Origin of the sequence: Micromonospora craniellae (assembly GCF_014764405.1) — a bacterium.
Classification (GTDB): Bacteria; Actinomycetota; Actinomycetes; order Mycobacteriales; family Micromonosporaceae; genus Micromonospora; species Micromonospora craniellae.
Genome location: NZ_CP061725.1, coordinates 687035 through 706784 on the forward strand (window position 1 = coordinate 687035; position 19750 = coordinate 706784).

At 72.1% G+C, this 19750-nt stretch carries 17 protein-coding genes; 7 read left to right on the forward strand and 10 right to left on the reverse strand.

Going from position 1 to position 19750, the window contains the following annotated elements:
• The first annotated feature begins 236 nt into the window (after positions 1-236).
• The gene (locus tag ID554_RS03135; protein ID WP_158573710.1) at positions 237-395 is read left to right on the forward strand and encodes a hypothetical protein; all 159 of its coding nucleotides are present in this window, start codon (positions 237-239) and stop codon (positions 393-395) included.
• 61 nt (positions 396-456) lie between these two features.
• On the opposite strand, the gene ID554_RS03140 is transcribed toward ID554_RS03135, so the two are convergent.
• The gene (locus ID554_RS03140) at positions 457-1497 is read right to left on the reverse strand and encodes an App1 family protein (protein WP_117227525.1); all 1041 of its coding nucleotides are present in this window, start codon (positions 1495-1497) and stop codon (positions 457-459) included.
• A gap of 92 nt (positions 1498-1589) precedes the next feature.
• Between ID554_RS03140 and ID554_RS03145 the strand changes: the two genes are divergently transcribed.
• From ID554_RS03145 to ID554_RS03160, 4 genes are all read left to right on the forward strand, one after another.
• Positions 1590-1793: a hypothetical protein gene (locus tag ID554_RS03145; protein WP_147333433.1), complete on the forward strand. Its 204-nt coding sequence runs from the start codon at positions 1590-1592 to the stop codon at positions 1791-1793.
• Positions 1794-1801: 8 nt separating this feature from the next.
• Positions 1802-2596 carry a peroxide stress protein YaaA gene (gene yaaA / locus ID554_RS03150; protein WP_117227526.1) on the forward strand — a complete coding sequence of 265 codons (795 nt, stop codon included), beginning with the start codon at positions 1802-1804 and terminating at the stop codon, positions 2594-2596.
• Between the two features lie 99 nt (positions 2597-2695).
• Positions 2696-3370, forward strand: a complete 675-nt coding sequence (locus ID554_RS03155; RefSeq protein WP_117227527.1) for a hypothetical protein — start codon at positions 2696-2698, stop codon at positions 3368-3370.
• Positions 3371-3520: 150 nt separating this feature from the next.
• Positions 3521-4483: a TAXI family TRAP transporter solute-binding subunit gene (locus tag ID554_RS03160; RefSeq protein ID WP_223884419.1), complete on the forward strand. Its 963-nt coding sequence runs from the start codon at positions 3521-3523 to the stop codon at positions 4481-4483.
• On the opposite strand, the gene ID554_RS03165 is transcribed toward ID554_RS03160, so the two are convergent.
• The 4 genes from ID554_RS03165 to ID554_RS03180 all read right to left on the reverse strand — a co-directional run bounded on the left by ID554_RS03165 (position 4462) and on the right by ID554_RS03180 (position 10881).
• Positions 4462-5886, reverse strand: a complete 1425-nt coding sequence (locus tag ID554_RS03165; RefSeq protein ID WP_117227529.1) for a sensor histidine kinase — start codon at positions 5884-5886, stop codon at positions 4462-4464. The genes ID554_RS03160 and ID554_RS03165 overlap by 22 nt on opposite strands.
• 10 nt (positions 5887-5896) lie before the next feature.
• Entirely contained in the window at positions 5897-6553 is a 657-nt protein-coding gene (locus ID554_RS03170; protein WP_117227530.1) for a response regulator transcription factor, read from the reverse strand.
• Between the two features lie 222 nt (positions 6554-6775).
• Positions 6776-8533, reverse strand: a complete 1758-nt coding sequence (locus ID554_RS03175) for a CDP-glycerol glycerophosphotransferase family protein (RefSeq protein WP_117227531.1) — start codon at positions 8531-8533, stop codon at positions 6776-6778.
• A 194-nt stretch (positions 8534-8727) separates the two neighbouring features.
• On the reverse strand, positions 8728-10881 hold the full coding sequence (locus ID554_RS03180; RefSeq protein ID WP_117227532.1) for a DUF6077 domain-containing protein: 2154 nt from the start codon (positions 10879-10881) through the stop codon (positions 8728-8730).
• 230 nt (positions 10882-11111) lie between these two features.
• Between ID554_RS03180 and ID554_RS03185 the strand changes: the two genes are divergently transcribed.
• Positions 11112-11648, forward strand: coding sequence for an acyltransferase (locus ID554_RS03185; RefSeq protein WP_117227533.1), 537 nt, complete (start codon positions 11112-11114; stop codon positions 11646-11648).
• A gap of 54 nt (positions 11649-11702) precedes the next feature.
• Here the strand turns inward: ID554_RS03185 and ID554_RS03190 are convergent, their stop codons facing one another.
• From ID554_RS03190 to ID554_RS03200, 3 genes are read right to left on the reverse strand one after another with little or no spacing between them, the layout of a single operon-like run.
• Complete coding sequence (locus ID554_RS03190) at positions 11703-12986, reverse strand: nucleotide sugar dehydrogenase (RefSeq protein ID WP_117227534.1); 1284 nt, start codon at positions 12984-12986, stop codon at positions 11703-11705.
• A gap of 4 nt (positions 12987-12990) precedes the next feature.
• On the reverse strand, positions 12991-14559 hold the full coding sequence (locus ID554_RS03195) for a glycosyltransferase family 2 protein (protein ID WP_117227535.1): 1569 nt from the start codon (positions 14557-14559) through the stop codon (positions 12991-12993).
• Positions 14556-14714 carry a hypothetical protein gene (locus ID554_RS03200; protein WP_158573711.1) on the reverse strand — a complete coding sequence of 53 codons (159 nt, stop codon included), beginning with the start codon at positions 14712-14714 and terminating at the stop codon, positions 14556-14558. Before ID554_RS03200 ends, ID554_RS03195 begins: the two co-directional genes overlap by 4 nt.
• A 365-nt stretch (positions 14715-15079) precedes the next feature.
• On the opposite strand from ID554_RS03200, the gene ID554_RS03205 reads away from it, so the two are divergent.
• Positions 15080-16114 carry a hypothetical protein gene (locus ID554_RS03205; protein WP_223884420.1) on the forward strand — a complete coding sequence of 345 codons (1035 nt, stop codon included), beginning with the start codon at positions 15080-15082 and terminating at the stop codon, positions 16112-16114.
• A 21-nt stretch (positions 16115-16135) separates the two neighbouring features.
• On the opposite strand, the gene ID554_RS03210 is transcribed toward ID554_RS03205, so the two are convergent.
• Complete coding sequence (locus tag ID554_RS03210) at positions 16136-17923, reverse strand: hypothetical protein (protein ID WP_223884421.1); 1788 nt, start codon at positions 17921-17923, stop codon at positions 16136-16138.
• Between the two features lie 11 nt (positions 17924-17934).
• Positions 17935-19548: a glycosyltransferase gene (locus ID554_RS03215; protein ID WP_396888464.1), complete on the reverse strand. Its 1614-nt coding sequence runs from the start codon at positions 19546-19548 to the stop codon at positions 17935-17937.
• Positions 19549-19750 lie beyond the last annotated feature (202 nt).

The window sequence follows — 19750 nt, forward strand, 5'->3', positions numbered from 1 at the left end:
ACCAGTTCGGTAACAATCCGTCGGGCTCGCACTAGATCACCGAGCGGTGAACTGGCAGCACCCGCGCGCCCGTACCTCCGAGGGCAGTTGACGACGAGGGGGAGAGAAACGATGGCGAGCAACAGGCGTGCAACCCGGAGCAGTCGGCGCGGGACCTCACCGCGGCAGCGGAAGATCGCGGGGGTCGCGGCGATCGGGGTGACCCTCGGCGTGGCTGCGAGGGTCTCGACACGGCCGTGGGCAACAACCTCGCCTTCATCGCCGACCAACTGGTGTTCCCGGATCCGCTGTCGGAGGCCCGGATCGCCAACCGACAGGCCGTGATCGACCAGCTTGAGGACCGTCGTCACCTCGCCGGCTGCGCGGGCGAGGTGACGCTCACGCCCGGCGGCTGACGCCGCGCACCGTGGGCGGGCGGGGCCGGACAACCGGCTCCACCCGCCGGGCCAGGCTTGCTCAGACCAGGCCGGCGCCGCGGAGCAGGGTCCAGAGACCGGCGCCGTCGGGGGCGGAGAGCGACTTCTGCCCGATCGGCCCCTCGGTGGGTCGGTCGTGCGGTACGGGCAGGCTACCGGCGAGCACCGCCTGGGTGGGTGAGAGCTGGCGGATCGCCACGGCGGCCACGTTGTCCGGGTGGGCGGCGGCGAACTCGCGGTAGATCTCCGGATCGTGCTGGCCGTCGTCGCCGACGAGCAGCCAGCGTACGTCGGGGAACTCCTTGGCCAGCCGGGCCAGGGTGGCGCGCTTGTGTTCCCGACCGCTGCGGAACCAGCGGTCGTGGGTCGGCCCCCAGTCGGTGAGCAGGAGCGGCCCGGCCGGGTAGAGGTGCCGGGACAGGAAGCGGGTCAGCGTCGGGGCGACGTTCCACGCGCCGGTGGACAGATAGAACACCGGGGCGCCGGGGTGCGCGGTGACCAGCCGCTCGTAGAGCACGGCCATGCCGGGTACCGCCATTCGCGCGTGCTCGTCGAGCACGAACGTGTTCCATGCGGCGAGCAGCGGCCGGGGTAGTGCGGTCACCATGACCGTGTCGTCGATGTCGGAGATGACGCCGAAGCGAACCCCCGGGTCGAGGATGCGGATCGGGGCCTCGACGGGTTCGGCGTCCGGCGTGCTCAGCCGCACCGACCCCCAGCCGGGCGGAAGGTCCGCCTCGACCGCGACGTCGATGAACCCGCTGCGGTCGGCCTGCGCCTCGTGGGTCACCCCGCCGGTCTCGATGGTGACGGTGACGTGTTTGGCCGGCAGGGTGGTGAAGCTGCGCCAGCCCCGGACCTTCTCCAGTCGCCCCCGCTGCCGGGTGTCGGGCCGCCCGAGCAGCACGCGGCACATCACCCGCGCCCAGCCGGGCGCGCCGTAGCCGGTGTACGCGATGATGTTGATCCGCCAGCCTGTCCGCCGCAGCCGACGCTCGACCAGGCCGTGCACGGCGTCCTCGATCCGTGCGGCCCGGTGCAGGGTCGGTATGGCCAGTTGGCCTGCGGGAGTGGGTGGCACGGGTGCAACCCTGCCACACGTCGGCGACCCCGGCCACGCGAGTGCAACCTCATCCCCCCCGATAGCCGTGTGCGCCACAAGGCACCCGAGCTATGCGAAACCCATCCAGAACGGCGTACGCCGCCGCCGTGGCCGCAGCGGCTGGACGGCGGGCTGGGTACGTGCTGGCGGCCGGGGCACCGGCGGACCGGCGACTGCGGGAACTGCTCGGCGACCGCCCGGAACGCAGCCTGCTCGCCGAGATCGGTGGCTTCCGCGTCTACCACCCGCCGGAGCCGCTGCGCCCCTGGCGTTAGAGTCACCCATGCTCATCCTGCTGCCACCCTCCGAGGGCAAGGCCGACGCCGGCACCGGCCGCCGGTTGGACCTGGACCGGCTCTCGCTGCCGGCGCTCACCTCCGCCCGCCGGGAGGTGCTGGACGCCGTGGTGGCGCTGTGCACCGGGCCGCCGGAGGCGGCGCTGGACGCGTTGGGGCTCAGCGCCGGTCAGCACGGCGAGCTGCGGCGCAACGCCCGGCTGACGGCGGTGGCCACCGCCCCCGCCGGGAAGATCTACACCGGTGTGCTCTACGAGGCCCTCGACCTGGCCACGCTGCCGCCTACCGCCCGGCGAGCGGCGCAACGGCAGGTGCTGGTCAGTTCCGGCCTGTGGGGGGCGGTCCGGCTCACCGACCGGATCCCGCCGTACCGCTGCGCCATCGGGGCCCGCCTGCCCGGCCCGGGTGCCTTGTCCACGTTCTGGCGGCGGGTGTTGGGGCCGGTGTTGACCGAGGCGGCCGGCAGCGCGCCAGTGCTCGACCTGCGCTCCGGCGCGTACGCCGCCACCTGGGCACCGCGTGGCGCGTCGGCCGAGCGTGTCGTGACGGTGCGCGTGCTGCACGAACGTGAGGTGGACGGGCAGCCGGTGCGATCGGTGGTCAGTCATTTCAACAAGGCCACCAAGGGTCGCCTGGTGCGGGACCTGCTCCTCGCCGACGCCCGGCCACGTAGCGCAGACGCGCTGGTCATGGCGTTGCGGGACCTCAAGTACACGGTGTGCGAGCAGCCCGGCGGGCCGGGCCGACCACGTCAGATCGACCTTGTGGTTTCCAAACTGTAACCAGGCGCAAGATTTCCTCAAGGCTGAGCCGGATCGGTACCGCCAGCGGGTGTCACAGGTCACCGTAAGGAAGACCCGACACCACAAGGAGGCACTCCGGTGGTTGCCGCACCTATCCTGCTCGACCGGCATCGCCAGGCGACGACCCTGCCGCCGTTGGACTGGACCACGCTGGCCGACGCGTTCGAGACAGCCTGCCTGCTGCGCTGCATGCCGCCCCCGGCGGCTCCCGGCAACCGGTACGCGGGCCAGCAACCCGCCATCCCGGCGACGATCGAGTTCAACCGGGAGGAGGCGGCGCGGCGTACCCGACAGCTGCTCGACCGCCTGCACATCCCGGTCCGGCACGAGACGGCGGTGGGCGGACTGCGCCGCCGCTACGAACTGCACCAGATCCATGTCGCCCGCGAGCACCGGATGGCGTACGCGGCGATGGTGGAGAACGGGTGGCGGCGTGGCCGCCGGGAACTGCTCGGGGGGCCGGTGCCCGGTGCCTCGACGGCCCGACGGCTGTGGCGTACCCGGTTGGCCGCCGCCGCCTGGCGGGCCGCGTTGCTGGCCGGTGGCCGGCACGTCCGCCGGCACATCCTCGGCGTCCGGATCACCGACCGGGAGTTGGCCGCCGTGCTGGTGCGCGGCGCGGCCCTGCTGGACGTGCCGGCGCTGCTGCGCCCGGGCACCGGCTGCTTCCTGGTCAGTGTCGCGCACGGCCGGGATCGCGAGCAGATCCTGCGCCACGCCGGAGAGGAGGCGGCGCACCGCCCAGTCGCCTGATCCGTGGCCATCCGGACGGCTGGATCGGCTCGCCGGCCGCCGGTCAGGGCCACCCGGACGGCCCCGGCAGACCCGCCGGGGCCGTCCGGAGAGCGCTTCCGCCGCCGCCGGGCTTGCGCCACAGGGGTCCGGCGGCGCACAGTGCTGCCCGTGAGCCGTACCCGGTACACCGCCCGAGCCCGGCGACGCGGTGCCCGCGCGACGCTGGCGCTGACCGTGCTGTTGGCCCTGCCCGGTCTCAGTGCCTGCCGGGAATCTCCAGACAAGACAATTCATATCCGGATCGCGACCGGTAGCCCGACCGCCGTGTACCACGCCTTCGGCGAGTCCCTGGCCGCCATCCTCAACCGGGAACTGCCCGACGTCCGCGCCGAGGTGATGGTCACCGCCGCCTCGGCCGAGAACGTCCGGCTCCTCGGCGCCGGCGAGGCCGAACTCGGTTTCACCCAGGCCGACGTGCTGCCCGCCGATCCCGGCCCGCACCCGCAGATGGCGGGGGTCGCCCGGGTCTACGACGACCTGCTGCACCTGGTCACCACCGCGAACAGCCCGGTGCAGACCCTCACCGACCTGCGCGGGCGGCGGGTGTCGGTCGGCGCCCCCGGTTCCGGCACCGAGATCACCGTGCAGCGGCTGCTCACCGCCGCTGACCTCGACGGCGGCCAGGTGCGGCAGCAACGGCTCGGCCTCGACGACTCGGTGGCCGCGCTGCGGGACGGGAGGATCGACGCGTTCTTCTTCTCCGGAGGGCTCCCGGTGCGGGCCGTGGCGCAGTTCGCCCAGGACACCCCGACCCGCATCGTCGACCTCGGCGAGTGGACCGCCCCGCTGCGGGTGGGCAACCCGGAGGTGTACGTGCCCCGGGACATCCCCCGCTCGGTCTACGGCATCGACGCCGTCACCACCGTGGCCAACCCGAACTATCTGCTGGTCCGTGCCGACCTGCCGGAACATCTGGTCCGCGAGGTGACCCGGCTGCTGATGGAACGGCGCTCCGAACTGGCCACCGCGCATCCGGCAGCCGGACGGATGAGCCCCCGTTCGGCGATCGCCACCTCACCTCTGCCGCTGCACCCGGGCGCGGCGGACTACTACCGCGCCAGCAAGCCCTGACCCTCACCGGCCACCGAAGCCGGTGGCACCGGCTCGGTGGACTCCGGGAACCACAGGGCTGCCACCAGGCCGCGCGGCGAGTTCGAATGCATGGTCAGCCGGCCGTCGGAGGCGTCGACGAGCACCGCGGCGATGGTCAGTCCCAGCCCGGCGCCGTCGACGTTCTGCACCTCCGGTGCCCGCCAGAACCGTTCGGTGGCCTGGCCGAGCTGATCGGAGGTCATCCCCGGGCCGGTGTCGCGTACCTCCAGGGCGATCCCGCCCTCGCGGGTCGCCACCGAGACGGTCACCTCGCCGCCCACGCCACTGAACTTCACCGCGTTGTCGATCAACGCGTCGAGCGCCTGGTCGATGGCGGTCGGCACGGTCCGGGCGTACGTCGGCGCCGGATCGGCCGCCAGGCGCAGCGCCACCTTGCGGTGCCGGGCCAGCGGCTCCCAGGCGGCGACCCGGGAGGCGGCCACCGCCGTCGCGTCGACGGTCACCCGCTGGTTCTCCCGCCGCTCCGCACGGGCCAGGGTGAGCAGCGCGTCGAGGAGCAGCGCAAGCCGGTCGGTCTCCTCCAGGGCCAACCGGTGCTCGGCGCGGCCGTCCTCGTCGGTCAGGCTCGGCCCCAACTCCTCGACCCGCAACCGCAGCGCGGTCAACGGGTTACGGAGTTGGTGGCTGGCGTGCGCGACGAATGCGCGTTGCCGGTCCATCACGTCGGAGACGGCGTCGGCCATGTGGTTGAAGCTCGCCGCCAGGCGACGTAGCTCCGGCGGGCCCACCTGGTGCTGCACCCGGGCACCGCGGTCACCCTCGGCGATCTCGTGGGTGACCGCGTCCAGCTCGGTGACCGGGCGCAGCACCCAACCGGCCAGCCCGAACGCGGTGAGCACGCAGGCCAGCACGGCGAGCATGCCCAGCGCGGCGAGCAGCAGCCACCAGGTGGCGACGGTGCGGCGTACCCCGTCGGACGGGGTCGCGGTCACCACCGCGCCGAGCACCTCACCGCCGTCGTTGATCGGCACCGCCACCACGATCGGCCCGTACACCCAGGGCCAGACCGACTCCGGCCCGCTGGTCTGCTGGCCGGAGAGGGCGACGTCCAGTGCCTCGCGGGTGCCCGTTCCCGGCCGGTAGCTGCCCGACGCGACCACCACCCGCCGATCCCGGTCGACCACCGCCGCGCCGATGCCGAACAGCTCGTCGTAGCTGCTCAGCTCGGTGTCCAGCGGGCCGGCGATGCCACTGCGCAACGCCGGACCGGCCAGCGAGGCGAACCGGGTCGCGTCGGCGATCCGGTCCGCCCGGACCCGCTCGGTCTCCCGCGTGGTCAACGTCATTCCCAGCGGCAGCCCCAACGCCGCCAGCACCAACACCATCAACAGGAGGTAGCTGATCACCAGCCGGCGACGCACTCCGGGCCCCTCACTCGCTCCGCAACCGGTAGCCGACGCCACGGACGGTCTCCACCAGCCGCGCGTCGCCGAGCTTGCTCCGCAACGACCCGACGTGCACCTCGACCGTGTGCCCGTCGGCGAACGTGGTCCCCCAGGCGTCGAGCAGGATCCGGTCGCGGGGCACGGCCACACCGGGCTGCCGGGCCAGCGAGACCAACACGTCGAACTCCTTGCGGGTCAACGCGACCGGGCGTCCGGCCACGGTGACCGTACGGGCCGCCACGTCGATGCGCAGCCGCCCGGCCTCGATCAGGTTGCGCTCCGGCGCCGCGTGCGAGGCCCGCCGCAGCACCGCCTCGATGCGGGCCTGCAACTCCACCATCGAGAAGGGCTTGACCACGTAGTCGTCGGCGCCGAGGCGCAGGCCGAGCACCCGGTCCCGTTCCTCGCCCCGGGCCGTCACCGCGATGATGCCGAGCTGGTTGCTGCGGCGGCGCAGTTCACGGCAGAGATCGGTGCCGTCGCCGTCGGGCAGCGTCAGGTCGAGCAGCACCAGGTCGCACGGCGCGGCGGAGAGGGCGGCGGTGACGGTCGCCGCGTGCTCCACCTCGTAGCCGCGACGCGTCAGCGCGGACGACAACGCGGCGGCCACCCGTCGGTCGTCCTCGACCAGCAGGATGCGCACCCGGCCTCCCCGTTCGGTCTGCTCCGCTGACCCCGCATGGTCCCGGTCGGCTCCGGCGACCGTGGGGCCATGGTCGGCGGAGCTGACCTTAGATGGTGGCAGACAACCGCACCGGGTGACAGGCCCAGGGCCGGGTGACGGTGGTTCAGAGTCCGAAGACCTCGTCGACGACGCGCCCGGGACGACAGGTCGTCCCGGGCGCGTGGTGGTCGCGACCTCGCGTCAGCGGCAGAGCCGCCCGATCTCCTCGGCGAACCGGTCCATCGGGTTCGCCTCGGCCGGGCCGAGCAGATAGGTCTTCAGGTCGCGGCGCGCCTCGGTCATCGGGTCGTCGCCGGCCCGGGTGACCGCGACGATCTTCTCCAACTCACCACAGTCCGCCGCGAGCAGGTACGCCGCCCGCGAGGTGGGGAAGGTCCGCCGGAACTCGTCCTCGGGCAGCCCGGCCGGGTTGGCCACCACGTACGGCCGCTGGCTCTGCACGAAGTCCGAGACCACGCTGGAGACGTCGCTGATCAGCAGGTCCGTCTGGTTGAAGCAGTCGAACAGCGCGGGCACCCGACCGGTGACCACCCGGTGCGCCGGCCCGTCCAGGCCGGCCGCGTCGACGTCGCCGCCGGCCGCCCGGATCCGCTCGACGATCCGCTGGTGCACCGCCTTGGCCTGCTTGGACCGGGTCCCGGTCAACGGGTGCGGCTTGTAGATCAGCCGGACGGCGGGGCGGTTGGCCAGCAGCGCGGCCACGATCCGCTCCCCCATCAGCATCAGCGAGGTGTGGTACGGGTCGTCGTCGAGCCACCCCTCCCAGGTGGGCGCGTACAGCACGGTGAACGGGCGGTCGACGGCCTCCGAGCCGAAGGTGTGCACTCCGGCCAACTGCGGGCGGCCGATCTCCACGATGTCGGCGTCCAGCACGCCCACCCCGGCCCGCGCGTACCGCTCCCGACCGGCCAGGCCGGCGACCCACACCTCGTCGTAGACCTTGCTGTACGGGTTGACGCTGGCCGCCTTGTCACTGTCACCGTGCCCGACGAAGACGTGCTTCATGCCGGGCTCCCGCAACATGTGGATGTTCGGCCCGACGTTGGCGGCGTACAGCGTCACCTGGATGCTGCTCTTGTCCAGGTTCATGAAGTCCGGCGCGGCCGGCACGAAGACCACCGGCAGCCGGGTGTCGGCCAGTTCCAGGAAGGCGTCCCGGTTGCGCATCAGCACCACCGCGTGCCGCCCCACGGCCTCGATCGGCGCCAGCCACATGTTCGCCTGGTAGACGTCCTTGGCCGGGCCGGCGAAGTACAGCGCCACCTCCGGGCGGTAGCTGTTCAACCACTGCTGCACGGCCGGCAGCGGCGAACTCTGCCCGGCGCCCCGCCCCCGCAGCCAGGTGAACGCGACGATGCCGCCGATCACCCCGGCCAGCCCGACGGCCACCGCACCAGCCACGAACACCGGCATCACGTCGCTCGCGACGACGGCCACCACCGCGGCCGGGACGAGCAGGACGTTCGTCCACGGCAACCGGTCGCCGACCGCCTCGGCGACCCATCCCGGCGGGCGGGGCGCGGACCGCTTGCGGCCCAGATCGATGTTGCGCACCAGCGCCGAGTCGGCGGTGCGGCGGTCGATCATCCGGTTGAACGCCCCGGCGAAGACCGCGATCAGCCACACCACGGCGGGCAGCAGGAGCAGCAGGGTCAGCTCGACGCCGGTCACCGGCACGTGGGCGGCGACCAGCAGCACCACCGACAGGTCGCGAGCCAACTGCCGGTAGACCAGGCTGACGCCGACCTTCTCCAACAACGTCACGGTGGCCGGCGACCACCGCACGGCGGCGAACTCACCGAGCACCGCCGCCAGGCCGGCGACCGCGAAAAGACCGACCCAGCCGAAGGCACCGGCGGCGAGCAGCACCAGATAGGACGCCAACAGCAGGGCGCCACGCGGGGCGACTCCCACGCGCGAAGTCAACATGCCGAACAACGAGAGTGCTCCCTTACGAGATCGATGACCGGCTGGATGCGCGTCGACGGCCGCCAGCGTAGCTGCGACCTTAACGCGAAGTGCCGTCGGGACGAAGGTCGGGTATCAGGCATCTTTCCCCCAAACCACCGTTGCCCGCACCGCTGACCGCCCGCCTTGGACAGTCGGCGTGACCAGGCCGAACGCGCGCGCCCTCAGACACGACGCAGACAGACCACGATGCCGGACCGGCCCGGCACCCGACGACTGGCGAACTCGACGTAACCCAGTTCGCCGGCGGTCTGGCGGGCGTAGCGGTTTCCGCCATAGACACAGATCGTGCCGACGTCCACCCGCTCCAACGCTCCGGCGACCTCCTCCGGGGTGGGACGCTCGTCGGCCGGCGCCCCGCTGGCGAACCGGGTCAGCAACAGCCGATCCTTGGCGAACTGCGACGTCAGGTCGTACTCGACCAGATAGAAGTCGCGCGGCAGCACGACCCGCATCTCGCTGGTCACGATCGGCGTGGTCCGCATGATGGTGTCGGGCGCGAGCAGGAAGCCGTCCGGCCGGTCCAGACCGTCGATCCAGAACACGATGCTCTGCCGGTGCTGCGGCAGCTTCCAGGTCGGCCGGTCGTGCACCTCCACCCAGCTACGCTCCGACCACATCGGAGTGGCGAATGCGGCGAACGAGGCCACCATCACCCCGGCCAGCGCCACCCCCACCAGGGCGCGCACGGCCCGCAGCCCGGTGGGCAGCCAGACCGTGCAGAGCAGCCCGACCAGCGCGGGCAGGGCGAGCAGCCACGGCACCCGCCAGAGGACCACCGAGATGCCGGTGAGCGCGGCGAGCCACTCCAGCACGCCCGGCACCAGCAGGACGCTCAGCGTCAGGGTGCCACCGGCCGCCAGCAGGGCGGGGGTGCGGCGGCGGACCAGCAGCGGCCCGCACCACAGCGCCAGCCCGCCGATCACGCCGACGATGCCGACCTCGAAGGTACGCCGGTAGGTGTACTCGGCGTCGTAGACGATCGCGTCCGCCCCGGTCGCGGTGCCCTGCCCGAGGACCACCTGCGTCACGATCACCGCGCCGACCGGGTACGCCACGGCGGCCACACCGGCGGCCAGCGCCGCCTTCCAGCGGCCCACCAACGTCATCATCAGTGCGGCGCCGCCGGCCAGCATCGGCAGGATGATCGCCGCGGTGGTGCTGAGCCCGATCGCGGTGACCGACAGCGCGACGATCAGCACCAGGATGCGCGGGGACCGGTCGTCGAACCAGCGGGTCAGGTAATACCACATCAGCGGTACGACGGCGGAGACGAACATGCCCTTGCCCTCGTAGAGCCGGGGCAGGTGAAAGGTGCCCAGGGCGGCGTCCGGGCCGGCGACCAGCCCGAGGAAGGCGATCGCCACGGTGAACGCGAGCACCGGACGTCGGGGGGCCCACTGCTGCACCACCCGCCAGAGCGCCAGCACGGCCAGCACGGCCAGCACCGGCAGCAGCACGTACCAGGTCGCCGAGGCGGCGTGGATGTCGAGGAACCGACCGAGCGCACCGGCGAAGACCTCGATGCTGGCGGTCGGCGGCAGCGAGGCCATCGCCGGGAGCACGTTCTCGCTGAACAGGAAGTCGTTGAGCGGGACGACGTCCCGTTGCGCCACCCACACCGACCGGCCCACGTAGTAGACGTCGTCGGGGGTGTTCCGGGCGATGAGCAGCGAGGCCACCGCGACCAGCCCGGAGACCAGCAGCGCGTACGCCGACTGCGTGGCGGTCGGTGCCGGCGTGGGTGGCCGGGTCGCCGGGGTGACCCGCCAGGTCCGCCGGGTCAGCAGCACCGCGCCGACGGCGGCCACCGCCCCGGCCGAGGCCGGCACCCACCAGGACAGACCGTCGCCGGCCGGCGTTCCGGCCAGGCCGGCGGTGATCGCCGCGACAACACCGAAGAACAGGACCGGCACGGTCCACCGACGCGGGGCCACCGGCGTCCGGCCGGGCGGTTCGACCTCCGGGTCCGTGCCGGGTCCCCGATCCGTGCCGGCCGTTTCCGGCGTCCCGCCGCCCGGGGCGGCCCGGCCCACGCGCCGACGCCACCACCATCGGAGCGGTGGCGCGAGCAGGGCCAACACCACGCAGGCGACCAGCCAGGTCCGGAACGTCACCGACGGGGCGAGACCGAGCGGCAGGGCCGCGTGATACAGCAGCGTCCAGAGCGCGAAGGCAAGTACGGCACCGTCGGTGAGCACGGCGGGCAACACGGCGGTCACGGCACCGACCCGGCGCCCGACCCACCGCAGGCGGCCCGGTGCGGTCGGTCCGTCGACCGCGGTCGGAACGGTCGCGGCGACGGTCTGGTCGGTCATCGAAAGGGGTCCTTCGTGGTAGGCGCAGGGCTGCCCGGCCCGGCGTCGACGGCCGGCGTGAGCGGGCATCGTGCGGGATGAACGGCACCGAGGGTATGCCGAGTCGGACCGACGTGAGGACCTGGCTCGCCGGGGCCCGGACGTGGACGACCGTGGCTTTCGCAGGGTCCGACCGGAGGTGGGTATGCTACGCCACGTTCGATGCCCCCGTGACCCGATGGGATCCAAGGTTGACTGACGAGAGCCCCTCCACCGTCTTCGTGCATCCGACCGCCGACGTCGAGCAGGGCGCCCAGGTCGGCGACGGGACCAAGGTGTGGCACCTGGCCCACGTCCGGTCGTCTGCGCAGGTCGGTGCGGGCTGCGTGATCGGACGCAACGTGTACGTCGACGCGGGTGTCACGGTCGGCGACCTCGTGAAGATCCAGAACAACGTCTCCGTCTACCAGGGGGTGACCCTGGAGGACGAGGTGTTCGTGGGCCCGTGCGCGGTCTTCACCAACGACTTCCGCCCCCGCGCGCAGAATCCGGACTGGAAGATCACCCCCACCGTGGTACGCCGGGGCGCCTCGATCGGTGCGAACGCCACGTTGGTCTGCGGCATCGAGGTCGGCGAGTACGCGATGATCGCCGCCGGTTCGGTGGTCACCCGGGACGTCGCGCCGTACCAACTCGTGGCGGGCAACCCGGCGCGGCCGAAGGGTTGGGTCGACGAGCGCGGCGAGGTCGTCTCGCGCGACGTGGACAACCCGCCGCAGCGCGGCTGACCCGGTCAACGGCACGGGCCCGGCGACCGCGTCGCCGGGCCCGTCACCGTTCGTTCAGCCGCCGATGACCACCCGGCGCACACCCGCCCAACGGTCCGGGTCGGTGACCCGCCGGCCGTCCACCAGCACCGTCACGCCGGGCAGGTCGGCGGGAGCGAGCGTCCGGTACTCGGCGTGGTCGGCCTGGACGACGGCGGCACCGACCGGCTCTCCGGCGTAGCCCGGTAGGCCGTGCGCCACGAGTTCCTCGTTGGTGTACATCGGGTCGGTGACGTACGGCGTCGCGCCCCGGCGTCGCAGCGCCTCCACGGTCGGGAAGACACCGGAGAAGGCCGTCTCCTTGACCCCGCCCCGGTAGGCGGCGCCGAGCACCAGCACACCGACGCCGGTCAGGTCACCGTAGGCGGCGGCCAGGAGGTCGACGGCGTACTCGGGCATGGCCACGTTGGCCTCCCGGGCCGACCGCACCACGGTGGCCGCCGGGTCGTTCCACAGGTACATCCGGGGGTAGACCGGGATGCAGTGCCCACCGACGGCGATACCCGGCGAGTGGATGTGGCTGTAGGGCTGCGTGTTGCATGCCTCGATCACCTTGGTGACGTCGACACCGACCGTGTCGGCGAAGCGGGCGAACTGGTTCGCCAGGCCGATGTTCACGTCCCGGTAGGTCGTCTCGGCGAGCTTGGCCAGCTCGGATGCCTCGGCCGAGCCCAGGTCCCAGACGCCGTTCGGACGGTCCAGGTCGGGCCGCTCGTCGAAGTCCAGCACCGCCTCGTAGAAGCGCACGCCGTGCCCGCCCGACGCCTCGTCGATGCCGCCGACCAGCTTCGGGTAGCGGCGCAGGTCGGCGAAGACCCGGCCGGTGAGCACCCGCTCCGGACTGAAGACCAGGTGGAAGTCCTTGCCGGCGGTGAGTCCGGAGCCCTCCTGGAGCATCGGGGCCCACCGGTCGCGGGTGGTGCCGACCGGCAGGGTGGTCTCGTAGCTGACCAGGGTGCCCGGCTTGAGGCCGGCGGCGATCGCCCGGGTCGCGTCGTCCATCCAGCCGAAGTCCGGCACGCCCTCGGCGTCCACGAACAGGGGCACGACCACCACGACCGCCTCGGAATCGGCCACCGCCGCAGTGGTGTCGGTGGTCGCCGACAGGAGCCCGGCGGCCACCGCCTCCTTCAGCTTGACGTCCAGGTCCGTCTCGCCGGGGAAAGGCACGGCCCCGTCGTTGACGAGTCGGACGACCCGCTCGGAGACGTCGGCACCGATCACCCGGTGTCCCTTCGAGGCGAACTGTACGGCCAACGGCAGGCCGATCTTCCCGAGGGCGACGACGCAGATGTTCATGAAACTACTTTCCTCTCGACGACCACTTGGTGGTCAAACGGGCGACTATCCGGCGCGACGTGACAGACGTGACCATCAGGATCACCCGGTGCTTGCGATCCGTGTGCGGCGTGACCAGGTACAGGCGGAACCCGCGCCGGGCCGCCCGACGTGGCGCGGCAGGGCGTCCCTCGGCCCGCAGCGCGGTCGTGGCCGCCCCACCCAGCACGCTGAGCTTGGCCTCGACCTTGCGCGGCTCCGCGCCCGCAACCCCGATGCCGAGCAACTGGAGCAACGGCCATTGCGCCCGTACGACGGTACCCGGCCCACCCGGACGCAGCGTGACGGCAGCCGCCAGCCCGCCGAGGCTCACCTGGACCGCCTGCGGCGGGAACCCCGCCAACTGCGCCCAGGGGCTGTGCGCCGTGAGCACGAGCGTCTGCGCGCCGGTCTCGGCGCGTTCCCATGCCAACTCGGTCGCGGTGACCTTGATCGCCTGTTTGGCGGCCCTCTCGGTGACGTCGTACCACTCGTCTGGAAAGCCCAGCTCCGGGTCGCGGAAACCGAAGTAGTGGGCGTAACCGCGGTCGCCGACGACGGTCACCTCGGGCAGTGCGCCGTCCTTCTGCTGGCGGATCAGCTGGAGCAGCCGGTCCAGGTCGCCGTGCCCGGCGGCCAGCAGGCGCAACCGGACGGCGGGCGCGAGCCGCTCGCGGATGCCGTCGGTGAGGTAATTCTCGACGAGCCGGCGGATCCGTTGGTGGGCCTGCTCCTGCCGGGCCGGTTCGAGGTCGAGGAAGTCGGCCTGGAGCAGCTTGGCCACCTCCCAGCTGAGGTTGCGCAGCAGGATCGCGTCACGCCGGGGCCCGGGCTCGATCAGCCCGGCGACGAACTCGACCAGCTCCTCGGCGCAGCGCAGCCGCTCCTCGAACCGGCTGGCGTAGGTGATGTTCTGCGCGTTGTCCCGTTTGACCGCGTAGTAGTAGACGTAGTCGGCGAGGACCGAGATCCGCCCGGCGCGTACGCAGGCCTCCAGCGTGAAGGGCTGGTCGCTGCCCATCCGCATGTCCTCGCGGAACCGCAGGCCGTGCCGTTCGATCAGGTCCCGCCGGAACAGCTTGGTGTTCGACAGCGACCAGGGCAGCTCGCTGTCGAAGAGGTCGACCTGCTCCGAGGTGCTGGCATAGATGGCCTGGTGGACGTAGCGGTTGTTGGTGCCGACCATCCGGCCGAGCACCACGTCCGAACCCCACCGGTCGGCGGCGTCCACCAGCCGCTCCAACGCCTCCGGCCCCAGGTGGTCGTCGGAGCCGATGAAGAAGACGTACCGCCCCTGGGCGACCTCCAGCGCGCGGTTGCTCGGTGCCGCCGGACCGCCCGAATTCGGCTGGTGCAGCACCGTGACCGTGCCCGGGTACCGCTTGGCGTAGCGGTCGAGCTCCTCACCGCTGCCGTCGGTCGAGCCGTCGTCGACCGCGACCACCTCGAGCCGGTCCAGGCCGATGCTCTGCCCGACGAGCGAGTCCAGGCACTCGGTGAGGTACGGCATGGTGTTGTAGACCGCGACGACGACGGTCACGTCGGGCGTGCTCACCCGCCCACCGCCGCCTGGGTCGGTGCCGGGTCGGCCGGGGCTGCCGGCCGGGGCTGCGCCAGGCGCAGCCGGGAGTAGATATTGTCGTCGAGCACCTGTGCCTGCGCCTCCCAGCTCCAGCCGACCCGTGGACGGGCCGGGTGTGACCGCCGCACCGGGCTCTGCCCGCCATCGACGGTCGCCGGGCCTGCGGACCCGAGCGAGTTTACGACAAGGATTCGGGCGAGAGAGGTCCGCTGCCGGGCCGTCCGTCACCTGCGATGCCGGTTGCTACCCTCCATCGGGTTCGACGGGCTCACGGGCACGTCCCGACCAGCACCGCAGTCCCATTGTGATCTCTCAACTCCGCTCGGCGAACGGAGACCGCACCATGCACGTGGCGACGACCGAAGACACGAACCGGCCGGCGGCGGACCGGTTGCCGGCGAGCCATCGGCCGGTCCGACCCGATCGCCTCCGCCCCCTTCGTGAGGCCGCCCGCCACGCCCTTCCCGCCCTGGCCGCTTACACGGTGATCCGCATGGTCGGGGTGCTGACCGTCTACGTCTGGGCCCGCAACACCGGGCGTGCTCCCGGCGAACGCCTGGCGAGTTCCGACGGGATCCGGTATCTCAAGATCGCTCAACAGGGTTACGACGGTTTCGCCGAGGTGCAGAGCGACATGGCGTTCTTCCCGCTCTTCCCCGGACTCGTCGCCGTGCTGGACCGGATCCTGCCGCTCGACGCACAGGATGTCGGGCTGATCGTGGCCTGGGTAGCCGGGCTGGCCGCCGCCTGGGGACTGTTCGCGATCGGCGCGCACCTGCACAACCGGCGCACCGGAGTGCTGCTCGCCGCGCTCTGGGCCGCCCTGCCACACGCCGTCGTGCAATCGATGGCATACAGCGAGACCCTGTTCACCGCCCTCGCGGTCTGGACGCTCTACGCCCTGCTGCGCGGCTACTGGGTCACCGCCGGTGTGGTCTGCCTCTTCGCCGGCCTGACCCGGCCGACCGCCACCTCGTTGATCCCGGTGGTAGGGCTGGCCGCACTGCTGGCGATCGTCCGACGCCGCGACGGCTGGCGTCCCTGGGCCGCCGCGCTGCTCGCGCCCGCTGGCTGGCTGGCGTACGTGGCCTGGGTGGGCAGCGTGGTCGGGCGGCCCGACGGCTGGTTCCACATCCAGTCCGCCGGCTGGGGCAGCACCTTCGACTTCGGCCTCGACACTCTGCGCCGCGGCCGGCTCGCGCTGGCGAACCCGACCGCGGCGCAACTGTTCGTGGTGAGCGTGGTGCTCCTGCTGGCACTGATGTTGTTCGTGCTGAGCGTGCTCGACCGGCAGCCGTGGCAGTTGTTGCTCTACAGCACTCTCATGCTGGTCACCACGCTGGGCACGGCCGGCTACTACCACTCCAAGGCCCGGTTCCTGCTGCCGGCCTTCCCGCTGCTGCTGCCGGCCGCGGTGGCGCTGGCCCGGGCCGGCTGGGCGCGTGCCGTCACCGTGCTGGTGGCGATGGCCGCGTTCGCGACCTACTTCGGCGGGTACCTGCTGCTGATCTGGAAGTGGTCGCCCTGACCGGGTGACCGGGGCGGGCGGTCACCCGGTCAGCGGGCGGACATCCCACAACCAGACGTCATCCACTCGCTGCCCCGGGCCGTACAGGCCGTCGAGCACGGTCCTGAGCGCGTCGTGCCGCCGGGCCCCCCGGTCGGGCAGCACCACCACGTCGGCCTTCCAGTAGCGGACGTCGGCCCGCGCCTGGGCGATCTCGGCGGAATCGACCGTGGTGTCCCGCTCGCCCTTGGACACCGCGGTGAGCAGTGCTGCCGTGGGTTGCGGATCGACCCCCCAACGACCGGTGGTGTCGGTCTCGGAGACCGGCCCGAGGAAGTAGCCCTCGGGCACGGCGAAGCCGGCCAGCGCGGCGGACCCCCAGTAGACCGAGGTCATCTGGGTGACCGGCACCGGCACCAGGGTGCGGCCGGGTGCCACGTGATCGCGCCAGGCGCCGCTGGTGACGAACTCCGGCACCGGAGTACGCCCCGTCGCCGGTAGCGGCATCGGCATGATCGGCAGGAGCGCGGCGGCCACGGCCACCGCACCGGCCCCGACGACGAGCCGGCCGCGCGGCCGACCCCGGCGGGCGGCGAGCCGGTCCGCGGCCACTGCCAGCAGCACGCCGAGCGCCACGGTGGTGATCAGGGCGAACCTCGCCACCACCAGGGCGTCGAACACCGGAAGGTGCTGCGCGAGTGCGAACGGCGCGGGGACGTCGGTGCGGCGGGTGCCGACCGTCCAGGTGGTGCCGATCGACAGCAGCGCCGTCGTCAGCCCGACGATGCCCAGGACCCACGCGACGGCCTCGCGGCGCAACCGACAAAGGGCACCGACGACGAGCACCAGCAGCGGCCAGCCGTAGAAGCTGGCCTGCTCGGTGGTGTTCGGTGCCCAGCCCACCGCGCTGGTCGGGCCACCGGCGATCGACTGGGTGGCGAACCGGGCGTACGAGCCGAGTTTCAGCGCGTACATGTCCGGGGCACCCGGGTGGCCGACCCGATGCTGCGGGCCGGCGAAGTGCATCCAGAGCGGGTACGCGGCCACGACCGCCACCAGCGCACCGGCGATCGCCAGGCCCGACAGCAGCGGGCGCCAGCGTCGCAGCGTGTCCCGGGGCCGCACCACGAGGTACGCCAGGACCAGCAACAGACAGCCGAGCGCGGTGAGGAAGAGGATCTCCAGACCGATGAAGAACTGCACGGACACCAGCGCGCCCAACGCCAGACCGTCACGCACCACCTGCCCGCCCCGGCAGAGTGCGATCACCCGCCAGACGATGAACGGCACCAGCCACTGGGCCGTGATGTGCGGGTGGCCGTTGCTGTGCGAGATCAGCGCCGGGGCGAACGCGCAGAACAGTCCAGCCAGGAAGGCCGCGGCCCTGGAGTCGACCAGGTGCCGGGAGAGCACGTGATACCAGGCGTACCCGGTGCCGGCCAGATTCAGGGTGATGAGCACCAAATAGGAGACCGACGCGCCGAACAGCAGAGTGACCGGGCTGAGCACCAGCCCGGGCAACTGCATCCCGACGTTGGCCATCAGGTTGACCCCGTTCGGGGCGTTCTGGAGCGTGGTGAAGAAAGGGTTCTCCAGATTGCTGACGGCGTGCGCCGCGTACGCCAGCATCCACTCGTTGAAGCCCTGGTCGTTGGGGCGGCTGCCGAGCAGGCGTCCGGTGGGGTCCAGCCACCCCCGGGCGGTGACCCAACCGGCGCCGGCGAGGAAGATCAGGGCGACCAGCGCGTCGACGGGCCACCGTCGGGCGGCCCTGCTCCGGTCGGTCTCGGCCTGCGCACCCGCCGGATACGTCCACACTGGAAGCGTCATCTGCGGTCGGTCTACCGCGCCATGCCGATCGAGAGCGAGGTCGTCTCGACGTCGGGGTCGGCGGCCCGGGGCGGTGCCGGCCGGTCGGGCAGCAGGCGCGAGTACACCTGCTCCAGCACCTGTGCCTGCGCCTCCCACGTCCACCCCTCCAACAGGCCCGGCCGGTCGTACACGGCCCGGTAGCGCTCCGGGTCGGCCAGCACGGCGCGTACGGCGCGGATGAAGTCGGTCACGTCCTCGGCGGTGAACACCTCGCCCTGGCCGGTCTCCCGGACCATCGCGGCCATGGTCTTCACGTCGGAGACGACCATCGGCAGCCGGGCGTGCGAGTACTCGAAGAACTTGGTGATCAGGGCGATCTCGTGATTCGGCCAGTGGTGGATCGGAATCACCCCGAGGGTGGCCGCGGACAGGAACGACACCACCTGGTGGTGGGCGACGTACGGCAGCACGTGCATCCGGTCGGCCACCCCGAGTTCCTCGGCGCGGGCGACCAGGCCCTGCACGTACCGGCCGGACGGCGAGTTGACCACGAAGGCGGCGTGCGCGTCGCCGAGGTGCGGCAGCGCCTCGACCATGGTCGCCATACCCCGCTGCTCGGCTGCCGCGCCGCTGTAGACCAGCAACGGGGTCACGTCGTCGATGCCGCACAGCGTGCGCAGGTTCGGCGTCGACTCGTCGAGGTCCACGAAGCTGTCGAGCTTGCCGGGTGCGTTGAGCACGACGTCCGGCAGCTTAGCCAGACCGTGCCGCTCCTGAAGCCACTCGGCGAGGCCGCTCGACACGGTCAGCACCGCGTCGGCGTACGGCGCGTACTCGCGCTCGTGCGCGCAGTGCGCCGGCATCCACCGCTCGTCGTCGCGGCGGGGCCGGATGCCGGGCAGGAACTCGTGCGCGTCCCATACGAGTTTCACGGTCCGGCCGGCGGAGCGGGCCCGCAGCACGGCACGCGCACCGACGCCGATCATCCGGAAGTCGTGGGCGTGGATCAGATCCGGCTTGAGTCGGTCGACCACCTTGCCGAAGGACAGTTCCCAGTCCCACAGCGCGGGCTCCAGCCGACGCCAGGACCGGTCTCCCGTGGCGGACTGCCAGAAGCGGGTGTAGAGACGGTCCCACGGGCCGTCCAGCCGCTGACGCGCGTCCCGGGCCCGATGCGACTGTCCGCGACGGAACCGGACCCACCGGCCGACCGCTCTGACGGCGAACGACTCGGCCCGCAGCATCTGCCGTCGGACCCCCACCGGCTTGCCCGCCGAGGCCTGCATGTCCAGCTCGATCCGGCGGACACGCAGGTCGGCCCGCCACGCCTTGACCTGCTGGCTCCGCAGCGCCGCTGCCCCGTTGGGCGGGTAGCCGAGCGGGGCCCGCAGCCAGTTACGACGGAGCTGGTGGGGGCGGGTGCTCAGGGTGTTCGACACCGGCAGCAGCCGAACTTCCGCCTGCCCGAGCTGCCAGGTGTGCTCCTCCTTGTCGGGGGATCGACCGAGCAGCGTCACCGTCCAGCCCGCCTCGGCCGCCGAGCGCGCGATCTTCTGCACCCGGGAGTCACCGTTGACCGCGTTGTCAACGAGCATGACGATGCGCCCTCGGACCTCCGGCTGCCCGGCAGCGTCCAACTCCATCTCTCGCCTCTCCGCCTCTCCTACACCCGGCCGGTCGAGCCCGGTCGGGTTTCAAACACACTCAACGCGATTGCCTTCGGGCGGCATCCGTTCCGTCCGCCGAGGCCTCCCCGAGGAGGATGATCTCCCGGTCCGCTTTCGGCGGTGGAGATCCTGTCGTCCGTACCCGGGCACCGTCGGCGGCCTCGTCCGCGAGCGTCAC

Coding starts and splice junctions, on each gene's coding strand:
- ID554_RS03145 (WP_147333433.1), top strand. CDS start 1,590: ATGCGAAACCCATCCAGAACGGCGTACGCCGCCGCCGTGGCCGCAGCG.
- yaaA (WP_117227526.1), top strand. CDS start 1,802: ATGCTCATCCTGCTGCCACCCTCCGAGGGCAAGGCCGACGCCGGCACC.
- ID554_RS03180 (WP_117227532.1), bottom strand. CDS start 10,881: ATGACCGACCAGACCGTCGCCGCGACCGTTCCGACCGCGGTCGACGGA.
- ID554_RS03190 (WP_117227534.1), bottom strand. CDS start 12,986: ATGAACATCTGCGTCGTCGCCCTCGGGAAGATCGGCCTGCCGTTGGCC.
- ID554_RS03205 (WP_223884420.1), top strand. CDS start 15,080: ATGGTCGGGGTGCTGACCGTCTACGTCTGGGCCCGCAACACCGGGCGT.
- ID554_RS03210 (WP_223884421.1), bottom strand. CDS start 17,923: ATGACGCTTCCAGTGTGGACGTATCCGGCGGGTGCGCAGGCCGAGACC.
- ID554_RS03215 (WP_396888464.1), bottom strand. CDS start 19,548: ATGGAGTTGGACGCTGCCGGGCAGCCGGAGGTCCGAGGGCGCATCGTC.